General features: G+C 72.5%; 14 protein-coding genes. 7 read left to right on the plus strand and 7 right to left on the minus strand.

Going from position 1 to position 15,851, the window contains the following annotated elements:
• Positions 1 to 56 precede the first annotated feature (56 nt).
• From SL103_RS19915 to SL103_RS19925, 3 genes are read left to right on the plus strand one after another with little or no spacing between them, the layout of a single operon-like run.
• Entirely contained in the window at positions 57 to 1,391 is a 1,335-nt protein-coding gene (locus SL103_RS19915; protein WP_069570326.1) for an ABC transporter substrate-binding protein, read from the plus strand.
• 17 nt (positions 1,392 to 1,408) lie between these two features.
• Complete coding sequence (locus SL103_RS19920) at positions 1,409 to 2,812, plus strand: ABC transporter permease subunit (protein ID WP_069570327.1); 1,404 nt, start codon at positions 1,409 to 1,411, stop codon at positions 2,810 to 2,812.
• Positions 2,809 to 3,687: a carbohydrate ABC transporter permease gene (locus SL103_RS19925; protein ID WP_244303979.1), complete on the plus strand. Its 879-nt coding sequence runs from the start codon at positions 2,809 to 2,811 to the stop codon at positions 3,685 to 3,687. Before SL103_RS19920 ends, SL103_RS19925 begins: the two co-directional genes overlap by 4 nt.
• An 84-nt stretch (positions 3,688 to 3,771) precedes the next feature.
• On the opposite strand, the gene SL103_RS19930 is transcribed toward SL103_RS19925, so the two are convergent.
• The 3 genes from SL103_RS19930 to SL103_RS19940 all read right to left on the minus strand — a co-directional run bounded on the left by SL103_RS19930 (position 3,772) and on the right by SL103_RS19940 (position 6,122).
• Complete coding sequence (locus SL103_RS19930; RefSeq protein ID WP_069570328.1) at positions 3,772 to 4,005, minus strand: non-oxidative hydroxyarylic acid decarboxylases subunit D; 234 nt, start codon at positions 4,003 to 4,005, stop codon at positions 3,772 to 3,774.
• A gap of 31 nt (positions 4,006 to 4,036) precedes the next feature.
• Positions 4,037 to 5,464 (minus strand): non-oxidative hydroxyarylic acid decarboxylases subunit C, encoded by a 1,428-nt coding sequence (locus SL103_RS19935; RefSeq protein WP_069570329.1) that lies wholly within the window; start codon positions 5,462 to 5,464, stop codon positions 4,037 to 4,039.
• Positions 5,465 to 5,525: 61 nt separating this feature from the next.
• Positions 5,526 to 6,122, minus strand: a complete 597-nt coding sequence (locus SL103_RS19940; protein WP_069570330.1) for a non-oxidative hydroxyarylic acid decarboxylases subunit B — start codon at positions 6,120 to 6,122, stop codon at positions 5,526 to 5,528.
• Positions 6,123 to 6,237: 115 nt separating this feature from the next.
• Here SL103_RS19940 and SL103_RS19945 point away from each other — a divergent pair, with 115 nt between their 5' ends.
• Both SL103_RS19945 and SL103_RS19950 read left to right on the plus strand, forming a co-directional pair.
• Positions 6,238 to 7,158 (plus strand): helix-turn-helix transcriptional regulator, encoded by a 921-nt coding sequence (locus SL103_RS19945; RefSeq protein WP_069570331.1) that lies wholly within the window; start codon positions 6,238 to 6,240, stop codon positions 7,156 to 7,158.
• A 325-nt stretch (positions 7,159 to 7,483) separates the two neighbouring features.
• A complete protein-coding gene (locus SL103_RS19950; RefSeq protein ID WP_069573943.1) occupies positions 7,484 to 9,679 on the plus strand; it encodes an FUSC family protein in 2,196 nt (731 codons plus the stop codon).
• A gap of 43 nt (positions 9,680 to 9,722) precedes the next feature.
• On the opposite strand, the gene SL103_RS19955 is transcribed toward SL103_RS19950, so the two are convergent.
• Complete coding sequence (locus SL103_RS19955) at positions 9,723 to 10,652, minus strand: PhzF family phenazine biosynthesis protein (RefSeq protein ID WP_069570332.1); 930 nt, start codon at positions 10,650 to 10,652, stop codon at positions 9,723 to 9,725.
• Between the two features lie 83 nt (positions 10,653 to 10,735).
• Here SL103_RS19955 and SL103_RS19960 point away from each other — a divergent pair, with 83 nt between their 5' ends.
• Both SL103_RS19960 and SL103_RS19965 read left to right on the plus strand, forming a co-directional pair.
• The gene (locus tag SL103_RS19960; protein WP_069570333.1) at positions 10,736 to 11,641 is read left to right on the plus strand and encodes a LysR family transcriptional regulator; all 906 of its coding nucleotides are present in this window, start codon (positions 10,736 to 10,738) and stop codon (positions 11,639 to 11,641) included.
• A gap of 415 nt (positions 11,642 to 12,056) precedes the next feature.
• The gene (locus SL103_RS19965) at positions 12,057 to 12,725 is read left to right on the plus strand and encodes a CAP domain-containing protein (protein WP_069570334.1); all 669 of its coding nucleotides are present in this window, start codon (positions 12,057 to 12,059) and stop codon (positions 12,723 to 12,725) included.
• A gap of 74 nt (positions 12,726 to 12,799) precedes the next feature.
• Here SL103_RS19965 and SL103_RS19970 read toward each other — a convergent pair whose 3' ends face one another.
• The 3 genes from SL103_RS19970 to SL103_RS19980 form a co-directional block, all read right to left on the minus strand.
• Positions 12,800 to 13,594 carry an alpha/beta fold hydrolase gene (locus SL103_RS19970; RefSeq protein WP_069570335.1) on the minus strand — a complete coding sequence of 265 codons (795 nt, stop codon included), beginning with the start codon at positions 13,592 to 13,594 and terminating at the stop codon, positions 12,800 to 12,802.
• A gap of 200 nt (positions 13,595 to 13,794) precedes the next feature.
• Positions 13,795 to 14,700 (minus strand): NADP-dependent oxidoreductase, encoded by a 906-nt coding sequence (locus SL103_RS19975; RefSeq protein WP_069570336.1) that lies wholly within the window; start codon positions 14,698 to 14,700, stop codon positions 13,795 to 13,797.
• 80 nt (positions 14,701 to 14,780) lie between these two features.
• Positions 14,781 to 15,851 carry an alkene reductase gene (locus tag SL103_RS19980; RefSeq protein WP_069570337.1) on the minus strand — a complete coding sequence of 357 codons (1,071 nt, stop codon included), beginning with the start codon at positions 15,849 to 15,851 and terminating at the stop codon, positions 14,781 to 14,783.

The following is a 15,851-nucleotide window of genomic DNA, read 5'->3' on the forward strand; positions in this document are numbered from 1 at the left end:
TCCCTCCCCGCCCCTCGACCCACCACCCCGCTTGTCCTCCCGAAGGGAAACCCACGATGAGACGACCCGCAGTACGACACACCCGAGCCGCCCTCTCCGGCGCGGCCGTGCTCGGCCTGGCGCTGGGTGCCACCGCCTGCGGCGGCGGAGCCTCCGCCGGCGGCGGCAAGCAGGAACTCAGCGGTCAGACGGTGACCGTGGCCGGTGTGTGGACCGGTGTGGAGCAGCAGAACTTCAAGAAGGTGCTGGACGCGTTCTCCGAGAAGACCGGCGCCAAGGTCGTCTTCACCTCCACCGGCGACAACGTCTCGACGGTCGTCGGCAGCCAGATCGAGGGCGGCAACGCACCCGACGTGGTGATGGTCCCGCAGGTCGGCGTGTTGCAGCAGTTCGCCAGGAAGGGGTGGCTGGCACCGCTCTCGGCGGAGGTCGGCGCCGAGGCCAAGCGCAACTACGCGCAGGTGTGGAAGGACTACGGCACGGTCGACAAGACCTTCTACGGCCTGTACTTCAAGGCGTCCCACAAGTCGACGGTGTGGTACAGCCCGGAGGCGTTCTCGCAGGCCGGGGTGAAGCCCGCGAGCACGTACCAGGAGCTGCTGAAGTCCGGCCGCACCCTGTCCGACTCGGGCCTGCCGGCCTTCTCGGTCGCCGGCGAGGCCGGCTGGCCGCTCACCGACTGGTTCGAGAACATCTACCTCTCGCAGGCCGGAGCGGACAACTACGACAAGCTCGCCGCCCACAAGATCCCGTGGAGCGACCCGTCCGTGGTCAAGGCACTGACCACCCTCGGCAGGCTCTTCGGGGACAAGAACCTGGTGGCGGGCGGCGGTTCGGGCGCGCTGCGCACCGACTTCCCCGAGTCCGTCCAGCAGGTCTTCGGCCCCGAGCAGAAGGCGGCCATGGTCTACGAGGGCGACTTCGTCAGCGCCCTGGTCACCGACGAACTGCACAAGCAGGTCGGCAAGGACGCCAAGTTCTTCCCGTTCCCGTCCGTCGACGGGGGCAAGGCCCCGGTGGTCAGCGGCGGTGACGCTGCCGTGGTGCTCAAGGCCGGTAAGGACAAGAAGGCCGCGATGGACCTGGTCAAGTACCTGGCGACGCCCGAGGCGGCGTCGATCTGGGCGAAGGCCGGCGGCTACATCTCCCCCAACAAGAAGGTGCCCGCGGGCGCCTACCACGACGCGGTGACCCGCAACGCCGCCAAGTCGCTGACCGGGGCGGGGAATGCGGTCCGCTTCGACATGTCCGACCAGGCGCCCGCGGCGTTCGGCGGCACTCAGGGTGCCGGTGAGTGGAAGCTGCTGCAGGACTTCCTGCGCGACCCCTCCGACCCCCGGGGCACGGCCCACAAGCTCGAGGCCGCCGCGGCCAAGGCGTACGGAAAGTAAGGACCAGGGCCCGACCCATGTCTGCCACCACTTCCGAGGTGCCGCCCGCCACCACGCGCGGCGGCCCGCCCCGCCCGCCGGGCGGCACCCCCGGACGGCCCGGCGCGCCCGCGCGCCGCGCCGTCCGGCGCCGCCGGCGGATCACCGCGGTGTTCCTCTTCCCCGCGCTGCTGCTGCTGGGCGCGCTGGTCGCGTACCCCATCGTGTTCTCGGTCATCCGCAGCATGTACGACGCCTCCGGCGACACCTTCGTCGGCGTCGGCAACTACACCGCGATGTTCCAGGACCCGGCCACGCTCCGGGCCATCCGCAACAGCGCGGTCTGGGTGGTCTTCGCCCCCGCGCTGCTGACCGGACTCGGCCTGGTCCTGGCCGTGCTGACCGAGAAGATCCGCTGGAAGACCGCGTTCAAGCTGCTGATGTTCATGCCGATGGCGATCTCGTTCCTCGCCGCCGGCATCATCTTCCGCCTCGCCTACGAGCAGGACCCGCAGCGCGGCGTGCTCAACGCGGTCACCGTCGGCATTCACGACAGCGTCCAGGGCGAGTCCGTCTCCTTCCCGACCGCCAAGGCACGGCTGGGCGACAAGCAGCTGACCAAGCGTCCGGACGGCGGCTACCGCACGGCCCGCCAAGCCGCGCCCGGCCACACCGTCAACCTCGGTCTGGTCGGGGTGGCGCCGAAGGACATGCCGCACGCCGCGCGGCCCGCCGCCGCGGCCGCCGCGTCCCCGGCCGGCCACGGCGAGCTGCGGGGTGTGGTCTACCTCGACTTCACGCCCGGCGGTGGCGGGAAGCCCGGCGTCGTCGACCGCGGCGAACGCGGGCTGCCGAAGCTCGCCGTCGAGGCGGTCGACGCCCACGGCAAGGTGGCGGCCACGGCCACCACCGGCGCGGACGGCTCCTACCGGCTGACCGGTCTGGCGGCGGGCTCGTACGCCGTCCAGCTGCCGGCGAAGGACTTCGCCCCGCCGTACGAGGGCATCGCCTGGCTCGGCCCCACCCTGATCACGCCCGCCATCATCGGCGCCTACATGTGGATCTGGACCGGATTCGCCCTGGTCCTCATCGGCGCGGGGCTGTCCTCCATGCCGCGGGACGTCCTGGAGGCCGCCCGGATGGACGGCGCCAACGAGTGGCAGGTCTTCCGCCGGATCACCGTGCCGCTGCTCGGGCCCGTCCTGGGCGTGGTGTTCGTGACGATGGTGATCAACGTGATGAAGGTCTTCGACCTCGTCTACATCATCGCCCCCGGCCCCGTGCAGCAGGACGCCAACGTCCTGGCGCTGCAGATGTGGCTGGTCTCCTTCGGCGGCGGCAACAACCAGGGACTGGGCAGCGCCCTCGGCGTGCTGCTGCTGCTCCTGGTGGTACCGGCCATGGCCCTCAACATCCGACGCTTCCGCAGGAGCCAGAAATGACCACCGTCCAGGGATCCGCCGTGCGGCGCAGGCGGGCAGCGCGGCCGGCGAAGCGGCTCAGCCGCACCGTGATCCAGCTGTTCCTGCTCGTCGTCGGCCTGATCTGGCTCACCCCGGCCGCCGGTCTGTTCCTGTCCTCGCTCCGTACGGAGGAGGCCAACGCGAGCAGCGGCTGGTGGACCGCGCTGAGCGCGCCGAGCCGGCTGTCGTTCGACAACTACGCGGCGCTGCTGAAGGATTCGGGCATCGTCCAGGCGTTCTGGAACACGGTGCTGATCTCCGTGCCGACCACCCTCGCCGTCGTGGTGATCGCCGCGCTGGCCGGATACGCCTTCGCCTGGATGGACTTCCCCGGCCGGGACTGGGTGTTCCTGGTGGTGGTCGCGATGCTGGTGGTGCCGGTGCAGATCGGGCTGCTCCCGGTGGCCAAACTGTTCGGCGCGCTCGGCCTGTTCGGCTCGATCCCCGGAGTGATCCTCTTCCACACCGCGTACGGTCTGCCGTTCGCCATCTTCCTGCTGCGCAACTACTTCGCGGAGATCCCCAAGGAGATGCTGGAGGCGGCCCGCATGGACGGCGGCGGGGAGTGGCGGATCTTCTCCCAGCTGATCCTGCCGCTGGGCCGCCCCGCCATCGCCAGCCTGGCCATCTTCCAGTTCCTGTGGGTCTGGAACGACATGCTGGTCGCCCTGCTCTTCGCGGACAACGAGTCGCAGCCGCTGACGGTCGCCCTGCAGTCGCAGATGCGGCAGTTCGGGAGCAACATCGGCGTGCTGGCGCCCGGCGCCTTCCTGTCCCTGATCGTGCCGCTGATCGTGTTCTTCGCGTTCCAACGGCACTTCGTGCAGGGCATCATGGCCGGTTCGGTGAAGTGACGCGGGCGGGCCGGACGCCCCGGACGCCGGGAGCCGCTGCCGCGCGCAGCGGGTCCCGGCGTCCGCGGCGTTGCCGGGCCCCGGTCAGGGCGTGGTGCGCAGCGGGGGTACCGCGGGGACCTCGACGGCGGCCGCGAGGTCGTCGGCGGTGAGCTTGAAGGCGTCCGGGTAGGCGTCCCGGCGGGTGCGGCGGGCCGGCTCGGTGGTGCGCCAGGTGTAGCGGCAGCGGTGGCACTGGAGGACGTCCCAGACGCCGGGGACCGGGGAGGTGGCGAGCCGGCCGACGGTGTCGTGGGCGCAGCGGGGGCAGTGGGTCATGGGGTGCTCCTGGTGGGAGGTGGGGGCGGGTTCAGCCCTGGGCGGCGATGAGCTGACGGAGCCGGGCGGCCCATTCCTCGGCCTCCGGCAGGTCCTTGACCGGGGTGGAGAAGTTGCCCCGGGCGTCGGCGCCGACGGGGGTGGTGGCATCGATGATCATCTTGCTGGTGAGGCCGGCCGGCTGGGCCGCCGGCGCCAGTTCCACGACCGAGAGGTTGGGCAGGATCACGACGTCGTCCCTGGGGTTGACCTTGGCGGACATCGCCCACATGACCTGCGGCAGGTCGAACGGGTCGATGTCCTCGTCGACGACGATGACCTGGCTGACGTAGCCGAGGCCGTGCGGGGTGGTCATGGCGCGCATGCCGACCGCCTTGGCGAAGCCGCCGTAGCGCTTCGCGGTGGAGATGATGACGAGCAGGCCGTGCGTGTACATGGCGTTGACGGCCCGCACTTCGGGGTATTCGGCGCGCAGCTGCTTCAGGAGGGGGACGCAGGTGTTGGGCCCGACGAGGTAGTCGACCTCGGTCCACGGCTTGCCGAGGTAGAGGGATTCGAAGACGGGCGCGTCGCGGTACGAGATCCGGTCGACGCGGATCACCGGCATCCGCCGGCCGCCCGAGTAGTGGCCGGTGAACTCCCCGAAGGGGCCCTCGATCTGGCGGGTGCGGGACTCGATGACGCCCTCGATGACGACCTCCGAGCCCCAGGGCACGTCGAAGCCGGTGAGCGGCGCGGTGGCGATCGGGGCGGGCGCCTGGCGGAGCGCGCCGGCCATCTCGTACTCGCTCGCGTCGTAGGCCATCGGCATGCCGGCGACGAGGGTGAGGACCGGGTCGTTGCCGAGGGTGACGGCGATCGGCAAGTCCTCGCCCCGCTCCTCCGCCTTGCGCAGGTGGAGCGCCACGTCGTGCACCGGTACGGGCTGCAGGGCGAGGCGGTTGTTGCCGATGACCTGGAGGCGGTACGTACCGACGTTCTGCTTGCCGAAGTCGTCCGGGTCCTCCGGGTCGCGGGAGACGACCGCTGCCTTGTCGAGGTAGAAGCCGCCGTCGCCGTCGTTGAGGCGGAAGAGCGGCAGGACGGAGAAGAGGTCGACGTCGTCGCCCTGTTGGGTGTTCTCCCGCCAGGGGGCGTCCGCGCGGCGTTCGGGGGCGACGGGGAAGGCGTCCCAGCGGGCGGCGAAGGTTTCCACCTGGTCCTTGACCGGGGTGTTCGCGGGCAGGCCGAGGGCCAGCGCGTGGTTGGTCCAGGAGCCGTGCACGTTCATCGCGATGCGGGCGTCGGTGAAGCCCTTGACGTTGTCGAACCACAGGGCGGGGGCCCCTTCGCCGATGCGGCCCGCGGCGTTGGCGGCGGCGGCCAGATCGGGCTCGGGGAGGACCTCGTCGGTGATGCGGAGCAGCTGGCCCTCCGCTTCGAGCGCGGCGAGGAAGCCGCGGAGATCGTCGTACGCCATGGGTGACTGCCCTTCGTGCGGGGGGAGTTGAGGGAGGTGGTCGCGGGGAGGCGGGCGGCGGTCAGGCCGCGGTGCCGGGGGCGGCGGTGCGGGCCGCGCGCATGCCCGCCCAGCGCCGGGCGGCGGGGGCGGGCAGCTCGAACTGGTCGAGAATGCGCGCGGTGAGGTGGTCGACGATGTCGTCGACGGAGGCCGGCCGGTGGTAGAACGCCGGCACCGGCGGCACCATCTGGACGCCCATGCGGGCCAGCGCGAGCATGTTCTCCAGGTGGATCTCGCTGAGCGGCGTCTCGCGCGGGACGAGCACGAGCTTGCGGCGCTCCTTGAGGACGACGTCGGCGGCGCGGGCGATCAGGCCGTCGGCGTAGCCGGCGCGGATGCCGGCGAGGGTTTTCATCGAGCACGGCACGATCACCATGCCGTCGGTCCGGAAGGAGCCGGAGGAGAGGGTGGCGCCCTGGTCCTCGGGGTGGTGCACCTCGTCGGCGAGCCCGCCGACGTCGCGTACCGAGCGGCCGGTCTCCAACTCGATCGTGGCGCGTGCCCAGCGGGAGAGGATGAGATGGGTCCGGACGTCCGGGAGCTCTCGCAGGTTCTCCAGCAGGCGCACCCCGAGGGGCGCGCCGGTCGCTCCGGTCATTGCCACGATCAGCCGCACCGTGCCACTCCTCTACCTCATTGACCTGCGTGTTTCCGCCGTCTCCGGGAGAGCCGGCGATGACTCCACGCTAGGAGGCGCGGGGCGTCGGACGGCGGTACGCTCAGGACACGCGATGGGAAAAAGTGGACACCCGGACGTCCGGGACCTGGCGTACACGGCGACGGCCGGCGCGGCTGCCGGGGTCGAGCTGGTGGAACTGGGCGGCCTGTTCGAGCGGGCCCGGCGCCACGGCAACGATCCGTACGCACCGCTGCGGCCCGCCTTCCACCAGCTGCTCACGGTGCGCGGCCGGCCGATGCGGATGTCGGTCGACTTCGTGGAGCACGAGCTGCCGGACGGCGCGTGGCTGTGGATTCGGCCGGGGCAGGTGCAGCAGTTCGGTCCGGAGCTGGTCGGGGCGGACGGCACGATCGTGGTCTTCCAGCCGGGGTTCCTCCCGCCGTCGACGGTCGCCGTGGCGCACATGGATCCGCCGTACATGCAGCGGCCGTTGCGGCCGGACGGGGCGGCGGCGGACGGGCTGCGCCGGGCGCTCGACCACCTGGTCTTCGAGTACGCCGCGCTGGCGTCGCTGCCGCTGGAGTCGTACGTCGAGGTGATGCGGCATCTGGTGTCCGTGCTGGTCCTGCGGCTGGCGTCGGCGCAGGAGGGGGAACATCCGCGCTCGGCGGCGGGCGCGGAGGCGTTCCGGCGGTTCCACGAGGCGGTGGAGCGGGATCATGCCGTGACCCGGCGGGTCGAGGACTACGCGGCGGCGCTGGGCTACAGCCAACGGACCCTGTCCCGCGCGACGCTGGCGGCCGTCGGCACGACGGCGAAGAAGTACATCGACGAGCGCGTCCTGCTGGAGGCCAAGCGGCTGCTCCAGCACAGCAGGCTGCCGGCGAAGGCGGTGGCCGACCGGCTCGGGTTCGCGGACGCCAGTGACTTCAACAAGTTCTTCCGGCGGCGGGCGGGCACGACCCCGGCCGCGTTCCGCGCGCAGGCCCGCGGGCGCCGAGCCGCTTCCCCGCCGCCGGGGGACGCGACGTGACGGGGCCGTGGGTCCGGCCGGTGCGCGCGTCGAGCGGCACCGGGCTTCCGGTCCACCGCTGAAGGGCTTGCGCGGCGGGCGGCCTTCCGGGGTTGCCCGTGCCGGCAGTTGACCCGGTGCGCGCCCCCTCCCCCTGCCGCGGGAGCCGGCGCGTGGTCCGGTGCGCGGACCGGCGCAGTGTCCGGTGAGGTGTCGTGCGATGCTGAGACATCCCTGCTCAGAGCGAGGATCGGGAGTGTAGAACGGCGTGAAGTCAGCGATACGACGGGCTGTGACCGGCACCTGGGACCGCTTCGCGGCATCCGACCCCGGGTTGCTGCGGCTGATGGCGGGGCTGCGGACGGTGGGCGCGATCGTGCTCACCCTCGTCGCCCTCGCGCTGCTGCACACCGGCGTCACCTTGATGGTGGCGGGCGCCATGGCGGCCATGGTCTCGACCTTCGCGATCCGGGAGAAGGAGGTGCGCGGCCAGGCGGTCACCCTCGCGCTGGGTCTGCCCGTCGCGCTCGCCGCCATGTCGCTGGGTGCGGTGCTGCATTCCGGCATCATCGCCGGTGACCTGTTCTTCGTCGCCCTGATCTTCGGCGCCGTGTACTCCCGCCGCTTCGGCGACCGGGGCACGGCGCTCGGGCTGATCGGCTTTCAGGTCTACTTCGTGTCGCTGTTCGTGCATGCCATCGTCCCGGCCCTGCCCGAGCTGGCGCTGACCCTGACGGTCGCGTTCGCCTGCAGCGCCGCCGTGCGGTTCACCGTCGTCCCGGACACGCCGCAGCGCACCCTCGCCCGGCTGCGCGCCGCGTTCCGGGCCCGGCTCGCGCAGCTGGTGGCCACCCATGTCGCGCTGATGGACGCCGGCCCCGAGCAGTTGGACGACGTCCTCGACGATCTGCGCCGGCACACCGCCCGGCTGCACGAGGCGGCCCTGATGATCCAGGGCCGGCTGGAGGAGGGCACCCCCGACGCGGCCACGGCGGGGCTGCTGCAACGCCGCATCGCGGACGCCGAGATCGCCGCCGAACGGCTGGGGATGCTGGTGCTCAACGCCCGCAGCGCCGAACGCGCGGACACCCTGACCCTGCATCTGCCCCATGCGCCGCTGTCCGCGGCGGCGAGCCGGCTGCAGACCGGCAGCGAGGTGCACAACCGGCTGCGCAAGGACCTCGAAGCGCTGAACCTGCTCGTGGCCAGGCGGGCGCCGGACGACCGCGGCACGGCCCTGGCCCACGTGCGCAACCGGCTGCTGGGCTACCGCGACGAGGACAATCTGCCGCAGGCGTCGCCGGCCGTCCAGGACGCCTTCCGCGGTGTCGGTGAGGCCGCGCGCGCCGTCCTGGGTCTGCGGCTCGCGCTGGACGGGCCGCAGGACGAGTCCGACGACTCCCCGGCCACCACCCGCTCGCGCGAGGAGTTCGACGCCGAGGACCTCGCGATCGTCGGGGCGGAGAAGGACGCGGAAGACGCGGAGGCCGAGGACGAGCGCACCGGCCTCCAGCGGCCCACCACCCGCGCCGCCTTCCAGGTGGCGGTCGGCTCCACGCTGGCCATCATCGGCGGGGAGTTCCTGTCGAGCCAGCGCTGGTACTGGGCGGTGCTGACGTGCTGGGTGGTCTTCCTCAACACCTCGTCGACGGGCGAGATCCTGGTCAAGGGCTATCGCCGGCTGCTGGGCACGGTGTTCGGCGTGATCGCCGGTGTGGCGCTGGCCGGGCTGGTCGGCAACCACACCTGGACGGCGTTCGCGCTCGTCCTGGTCTGCATCTTCGGGATGTTCTTCACCGCACCGCTGTCGTACGCGCTGATGTCCTTCTTCGTCACGGCGATGCTGGGCCTGCTGTACACCGTGCTCAACACCTACAGCCTGTCCGTGCTGGTGCTGCGCATCGAGGAGACCGCGCTGGGTGCCGCCTGCGGCATCATCGCCGCGGTGCTGGTGCTGCCGGTGCACACCGACCGCCGTACCGACGACGCGCTGGGCACGGTGCTGGACCGGCTGCGGGAGGTCGTGGCCGCGGCGGTGGAGCAGCTCAGCGGCGGCCCCGCCGTCGACCTGCTGGGCATGGCGCGCGATCTGGACACCGCGCTGGACGATCTGCGGGCCTCCACCGGGCCGTTGACACATCCGATCACCCCGCTGCGGGTGCGGCGGCAGACCGCGCAGTATCTGGTGGCGCTCCTGGAGACCTGCGCCTACCACGCCCGGTCGCTGGCGGCGACGGCCGAACTCGTGCCGTACAGCCGGACCGTCGCGGCCGATCCGCGACTGGCGCACGCCGGGCGCCGCATCGCGCGCAACATCGATCTGATCGTCGCCCGGGTGCGGGACGAGGCCACCGAGGGCGAGGTGGAAGCGGGCGCCAGCATCGCCGCAATGCTGGAGGCGAGCGACTCGCCGGCGCTGCGGTCGGGGACGGTCACGTTCCGCGTGCTGCGGCACCTCCAGCGGCTGGACGACGGCGTGGTGGGTCTCGCCCGGCCGCTCGACGTGCCGGTGGCGGGGCGCAGCGGCGGCACCAGGGCCTGAGCCCGCGGCGGGCCGGCCGGGCGGCCGGCCCGCTCGCCCGGTGTCACGCGGCCGGTGCCGGCAGGGGCACGGCCGCGCCCGTCACCCGGATCCGGTCGTCGTCGGGGCGGATGTCGACGTACAGGTCGCTGGGGCGGCCCATGTCCTCGCCCTGGCAGAGGTGGACCCGTACGGGCTCGGTGACGAGTCCGAGGGTGCGGAGGTAGCCGCCGAAGGCCGCGGCGGCGGCGCCGGTCGCCGGGTCCTCCACGACGCCGCCGACCGGGAAGGGGTCCCGGGCGTGGAAGTCGAGGCGGTCGGCCGCGGCGCGGTGCACGAGGTGGACGGTGGTCCAGCCGTGCGCCCGCATGACGTCGTGCAAGGCGTCGAAGTCGTAGTCGAGGGCGGCGAGTTGTTCCCGGCTGCGGACGGCCAGCACGAGGTGGTCGTTGCCGGCGAACGCGACCTGCGGCGGGAGTGCCGGGTCCAGGTCGGCCGCGCTCCAGCGCAGCGCCCGCAGCGTCGGCGCGACCTGGGTGGCCTCGTCGGCCGGGTGGGAACGGGCCGGGACGCTGGTGAGGGTGGCGCGGAGCTGCCCGCCGTCCTCGGTGGTGTCCACCCGGATCTCACCGGCCGGGGTGTCGAAGACCAGCTCGCCGGTGCCGGTCCGGGTGGCGAGGGCGACCGCGGTGGCGACGGTGGCGTGTCCGCAGAAGGCGACCTCGGCGAGGGGGCTGAAGTAGCGCAGCCGGTAGCGGCGGGCGGCGGTGTCGTGAGCGGTGACGAACGCGGTCTCGGAGTAGCCGACTTCGGCGGCGAGGGCGAGCATCCGCGCGTCGTCGAGGGCGGCGGCGTCGAGCACCACGCCGGCCGGGTTGCCGCCGGCGGGGTCGGTGGTGAAGGCGGAGTAGCGCAGTACCTCGACGCCGGCCGCGGTGCCGGTGTCCCCTTCGGTGGCGGTGGCGGTGAGGGCGGGGCTCTGGTGTGTGGTCATGGATCAACCGTGACAGGCCCACGCCATCGCGTCCAACGATTGTTCCTGCTCAAGCCCATCGAGGTTCGCGATAGCCTGCGCCCGTGGACACCAGACTTCTGCGGACCTTCGTCACGCTCGCGCGCACGGGGAGCTTCACCGCCGCGGCCCGCTCCCTCCATCTCGCGCAGTCCACGGTCACCGTCCAGATCCGCACGCTGGAGCGGGAGTTGGGGACCGTGCTGTTCGACCGGCTGCCGGCGGGGACGGTGCCGACCCGGGCCGGCAGCGCGCTGCTGGAGGAGGCCGAGGCGGTGCTCGACGCGGTGGCCAGGCTGCGCGCGACGGCCGCGGCCGGGCAGGGCGACACGGCGGCCGGGGCGGTGGCGGGCGAGGTCGTGGTCGGCGCGGGCGACTCGCTGTGCTCCTCGCGGCTGCCCGAGGTGATCGCCGCGCTGCGGTGCGACCACCCCCGGCTGGATGTCCATCTGCACGCCGCCGACACCGTGGGGGCGGTGGACGGGCTGCGCACCGGCCGGCTCGACCTCGCGCTGCTGCTGGAGCCGGAGGTCGACGAGCGGGACCTGCTGGCCCGGCGGATCACGAGTGAGCCGCTGGTGTACGTCGCGGCGGCCGGCCATCGGCTCGCCGGGCGGGCGGCGGGCTGGGACGAGCTGGCCCGGGAGAGCTTCTTCGTGCACGAGGAGGGCTGTTCGTACAGCGACCGGCTGGTCCGTGCGCTGCAGGACGTGCCAGACGCCAGGCCCAGGATCACCCGCTTCGGCAGCATCGACGCGGCGCGGTCGTGCGTCGCCGCCGGGCTGGGCCTGACCCTGCTCCCCCGCGTCACGGTCGAACGGCAGCTGGCCGAGGGCCGGTTGGCCGTGGTGGACGGCCCGTCGGCCGAGCCGGTGCCGGTGCAGCTCGTACGGCACCGCCGGCGGTGGGTCTCGCCGGGCGCACGGGTGGTGGCGGAGGAGCTGGCGCGGGTGTTCGCCGCGGGGGCCTGAGGCCGCCCGCCGGGCGCCTGTGACATCCGTCATAGCCGCCCCACCTCTCAACTATGCCGCATAGTAGTATTCCTCGTCCTCGACATAAGGTATTTGTCCGTCTTGATAGCGCAATAGGCCGCGCGGCACCGACCGGCGTTCGGCGCACTCGACCCCTTCCCCCGCGCATGCACCGCACAGGGCTTCCTGACGGGCCGACAGCGTTCCGGGAATGATCGGCAATACGGCCAGCATGCCGGAATCCCGCTGACAAGCGTCAGTCGCCGCTACTAAGTGCATTAGTAGCGGCCCTTTCTTGCCTGCCGCACAGCGGCCCCATTGAATGACGAGCCCAGGGCATCTCCGCAGTTCAAGGGCGGGTTCGAGAAACCCGGCAGCCCGGGGAACGCGCCGCGCACACCGAATGGGGTCACCGATGACAAAGCATCGCCGGACGACGCACTACCGGAAGATAACCGTCGCCGCACTCGCGATAGGCGCGGTGGCCGTGCCCTCCGCGGCCATGGCATGTCTGAACGGCCCGCAGCACGAGGAATACCGGGGTTACGGCCACTACCGGCACGGCCACTGGGAGCACGGTCACCGGACGAAGGCAGCACACGCCCACCACCCGCGGACCGCGCCGAGCGCCAAGCCCGCCACCAGCACGTCCACGGCTCCCCAGGCCCCCACCGCGTCCCCGAGCGCGTCGAAGGCCGCTCCGGCTTCCGGCACCGCGGCCCGGATCCTGGAACTCGTCAACAACGAGCGCGCCAAGGCCGGATGCTCACCGCTGACCCTGAATGCGAAACTCACCAAGGCCGCGCAGGACCACAGCAAGGACATGGCTTCCCACGGGAATATGTCCCACACCGGCTCCGACGGCTCCGACCCCGGCGCCCGTATCACCCGGGCCGGTTACCACTGGAGCGCGTACGGCGAGAACATCGCCTATGGATACTCCTCTCCCGAGAGCGTGATGAAGGGCTGGATGGCCAGCCCGGGCCACAAGCGCAATATTCTCGACTGCTCGTTCAAGGAGATCGGCGTGGGCCTGGCACAGCCCGGCGACTACTGGACGCAGGATTTCGGCACGGCCGGGTAATTGCCTGCCGGCATCGCGCACCGCATGGCCCCCGGCATCGCGGACCTCGCCAGGTACCCGAGTGCTGACCGGTGTCAGGCGCGGTGCGGGCCCAGGAAGTCGGTGATGAGCTGCCGCCATGCGTCGGGGCGCTCGATCATGGGCAGGTGGCCGGTGGGGAGCTCCACGAGCCGGGCGCCGGGGATGGTGTCGGCGAGCTCGCGGTGGAGGCGCCTGGAGGTGAACCAGTCCTGGGTGGTGGAGACCACGAGGGTGGGTACCTGGATGCCGGGAAGGTCGTCGCGGACATCGATCCTGGGGGCCAGCTCGGCGTGTTCGGGTGTCCCGTCGGCCACGGCGGCGGCGGTGAATCCGATGGCCTCCCGGAGTTGTTCGTCCGGCATCGCCTCCAGCGCGTCGGCGCCGAGGGCCATCATCGTGAGGTACTCGGCAAGCAGTTCGCGGTGACCGGACTCGGCCAGCTTGCGCCAGACCGGCACGGCGAGCGCGAGCCGGTTGTCCCGGTGGGCGAAAGTCGCGGTCAGCACGAGGGCGGTGACGCGCTCGGGGTGGCGGGCGGCCGCACGGACGGCAACCGGGCCGCCGAGGGAGTAGCCGGAGACCGCGAAGGTGTCCAGCCCCTCGGCGACGGCGGCGGCGACGAGCTGGTCGGCGAGGTCGTCCAGGGACAGCGGTGCGGCGGAGCGGGGGGTGTCACCGCTGCCGGGGTAGTCGACGCCGACCACGGTGTGGTGGGCGGACAAGCCGTCCAGGATCGGGCCGTAGGTGCCGGCCACGCTGCTGCCGGCGCCGTGGGCGAGGGCGAGACCGGGGCCGGAGCCCAGGACTGTGCGGGCGTAGACCGCTTCGGGCAGGGGGCGTGCGGGCATGGGGAGTTCCTTCTTCCACGGGTGGTGGTGATCGAGTCGATGGCGGTGTGCAGCTCACCGAAGCGGGCGGGACGGGGCGCCGGAGTGTGCAGGACGAGGCCGATTTCGGGGGCCGCAGCCGGCCGGGTGGCGGCTGCGGCCCCGGGGTCGCAGCCGCCCGCTGCCACGACGCGAGGTGGCGGCATCGCGTCCGGGCGGCGTCAGGGCAGGAGGACCACCTTGCCCCGGCTGCGCCGGGCCTCGATGTCGGCGTGGGCCGCGGCAGCCCGGTCCAGCGGGTAGGAATGCGACACGGGGAGGTCCAGCCCGCCGGCGGCGGCCAGCTGCACCAGCTGCGGCAGCGGCTCCTCGGCCGGCTCCCCGGACCCGGCGCTGAAGCGGACGCCGTGCCGCGCGGCGGACATGTCGGCGATGGTGATGACCCGTGCGCTGTCACCGGTCAGGGCGACGGAGTCGGCGAGCACGCCGGCGCCGGACGCGTCGAGGACGAAGTCGACTCCACGGGGAGCGGCGGCCTTCACCCGGTCCGCCCAGCCGTCGCCGTAGCCGACCGCCGTGGCTCCCAGGGCGGTGACGCGCGCGCTGTCATGCTCGCCGGCCGTCCCGATGACGGTGATGCCGCGGGCGGTGGCCAGCTGCACCGCGAGGGTGCCCACGCTGCCGCCGGCGCCGTGGACGAGCAGAGTCTGCCCCGCCCGCACTCCGAGCTGCCCGAGGACACGGAACGCGGTCCGGCCGACCGTGACCAGTGCCGCGGCGACCTCCCATGACAGTCCCTCGGGCTTGGCCACCGGCCGGTCGAGCAGGGCGTATTCGCCGTAGCTGCCGCCGGCCGTGGCGCCGAGGACCTCGTCCCCCACGGCCGCATCGGCTCCCGCGCCGACGGCATCGACGACACCGGCCGCGTCCAGGCCGGGGATCACGGGGAAGCGGGCGGGGACGGCGCCGGCCATCAGACCGGACCGGATCTTGAGGTCGAGAGGGTTCACGGAGGCGGCCCGCACCCGGACGCGGACCTGGCCCGGGCCGGGCTCCGGAGGGGTGACCTCCGACAGCCGCAGCACCTCGGGCGCTCCGTACGCGGAGAAAGTGATTGCTTTGGACATCGGTAACTCCCGGGGAGGGGTGGGTGAGGGCGGGGGCCGCACGTGCCGAGACGCACGTGCGGCCGGGTCGGCCGGATCGCTCAGGCGGTGAGGGTGGGGTAGTCGGTGTAGCCGCGGTGGTCGCCGCCGTAGAAGGTGGCCTTGTCGGCGGCGTTGAACGGACCGCCGGAGGCGAGGCGCCGGGGCAGGTCGGGGTTGGCCAGGAACAGTGCCCCGTAGGCCACCATGTCCGCGCTGCCGTCCTCGATCAGCCGCAGCGCGTCGGGGCCGGTGACGTCGGGGTAGGTGAACGGATTGAGGACGAACGTGCCGGGCCATGCCTTGCGCAGCCGCGGGGTCAGGGCGGTGTCCGGGCCCTCCATCAGGTGCAGATAGGCCAGGTCCAGGACGGCGAGCCGCTCCAGCAGGGCCCCGTATATCTCGGCCGGGTTGTCCTCCGACATGTCGTTGAACGCGTTCCCGGGCGAGATCCGCAGGCCCACCCGGTCACTGCCGATCGCCTCGGCCACGGCCGTGACGACCTCGACGGCGAAGCGGATGTGGCCCTCGGTGTCGCCGCCCCAGGCGTCGGTGCGCCGGTTGGAGTGCGGCGCGAGGAACTGGTGGATCAGGTAGCCGTTGGCGCCGTGCAGCTCCACGCCGTCGAACCCGGCCTCGACGGCGCGGCGGGCCGCGTCGGCGAAGTCGGCGACGGTCTGCCGGATCTCCGCCTCGCTCAGCTCCTTCGGCGTCACGAACTCCTTCGGCCCCTCATGGGTGTAGACCTGCCCCTTGGCGGCCACCGCCGACGGCGCCACCGGCTCCAGGCCGTCGGGCAGCAGGCTGGGGTGGCCGATCCGGCCGGTGTGCATCAGCTGGGCGAAGATCGCGCCTCCCTCGCGGTGCACGGCGTCGGTCACCGTCCGCCACGCCCGCACCTGCCCGTCCGTGTGCAGACCGGGAGTGTCGGGGTAGCCCTGGCCGACGGGCGAGGGCTGGATGCCCTCCGTGACGATCAGGCCGGCGGCGGCACGCTGCGCGTAGTACGTCGCCATCAGCTCCGTCGGCTCGGCGCCGGGTCCGTAGGCGCGGCTGCGGGTCATCGGCGCCATCACGACGCGGTTCGCCAGGCGCTTGCCGCTCAGGACGATCGGATCGAAAGCAGTGGTCAT

The sequence above is a fragment of the Streptomyces lydicus genome (genome assembly GCF_001729485.1).
Taxonomy (GTDB): Bacteria; Actinomycetota; Actinomycetes; order Streptomycetales; family Streptomycetaceae; genus Streptomyces; species Streptomyces lydicus_D.

Excerpts from the sequence above, each read along its gene's own strand:
- SL103_RS19915 (WP_069570326.1), top strand. The coding sequence starts at position 57 with ATGAGACGACCCGCAGTACGACACACCCGAGCCGCCCTCTCCGGCGCG.
- SL103_RS19980 (WP_069570337.1), bottom strand. The coding sequence starts at position 15,851 with ATGACCACTGCTTTCGATCCGATCGTCCTGAGCGGCAAGCGCCTGGCG.
- SL103_RS19925 (WP_244303979.1), top strand. The coding sequence starts at position 2,809 with ATGACCACCGTCCAGGGATCCGCCGTGCGGCGCAGGCGGGCAGCGCGG.
- SL103_RS19950 (WP_069573943.1), top strand. The coding sequence starts at position 7,484 with ATGGCGGGGCTGCGGACGGTGGGCGCGATCGTGCTCACCCTCGTCGCC.
- SL103_RS19965 (WP_069570334.1), top strand. The coding sequence starts at position 12,057 with ATGACAAAGCATCGCCGGACGACGCACTACCGGAAGATAACCGTCGCC.
- SL103_RS19935 (WP_069570329.1), bottom strand. The coding sequence starts at position 5,464 with ATGGCGTACGACGATCTCCGCGGCTTCCTCGCCGCGCTCGAAGCGGAG.
- SL103_RS19955 (WP_069570332.1), bottom strand. The coding sequence starts at position 10,652 with ATGACCACACACCAGAGCCCCGCCCTCACCGCCACCGCCACCGAAGGG.
- SL103_RS19975 (WP_069570336.1), bottom strand. The coding sequence starts at position 14,700 with ATGTCCAAAGCAATCACTTTCTCCGCGTACGGAGCGCCCGAGGTGCTG.
- SL103_RS19945 (WP_069570331.1), top strand. The coding sequence starts at position 6,238 with ATGGGAAAAAGTGGACACCCGGACGTCCGGGACCTGGCGTACACGGCG.
- SL103_RS19930 (WP_069570328.1), bottom strand. The coding sequence starts at position 4,005 with ATGACCCACTGCCCCCGCTGCGCCCACGACACCGTCGGCCGGCTCGCC.
- SL103_RS19920 (WP_069570327.1), top strand. The coding sequence starts at position 1,409 with ATGTCTGCCACCACTTCCGAGGTGCCGCCCGCCACCACGCGCGGCGGC.
- SL103_RS19970 (WP_069570335.1), bottom strand. The coding sequence starts at position 13,594 with ATGCCCGCACGCCCCCTGCCCGAAGCGGTCTACGCCCGCACAGTCCTG.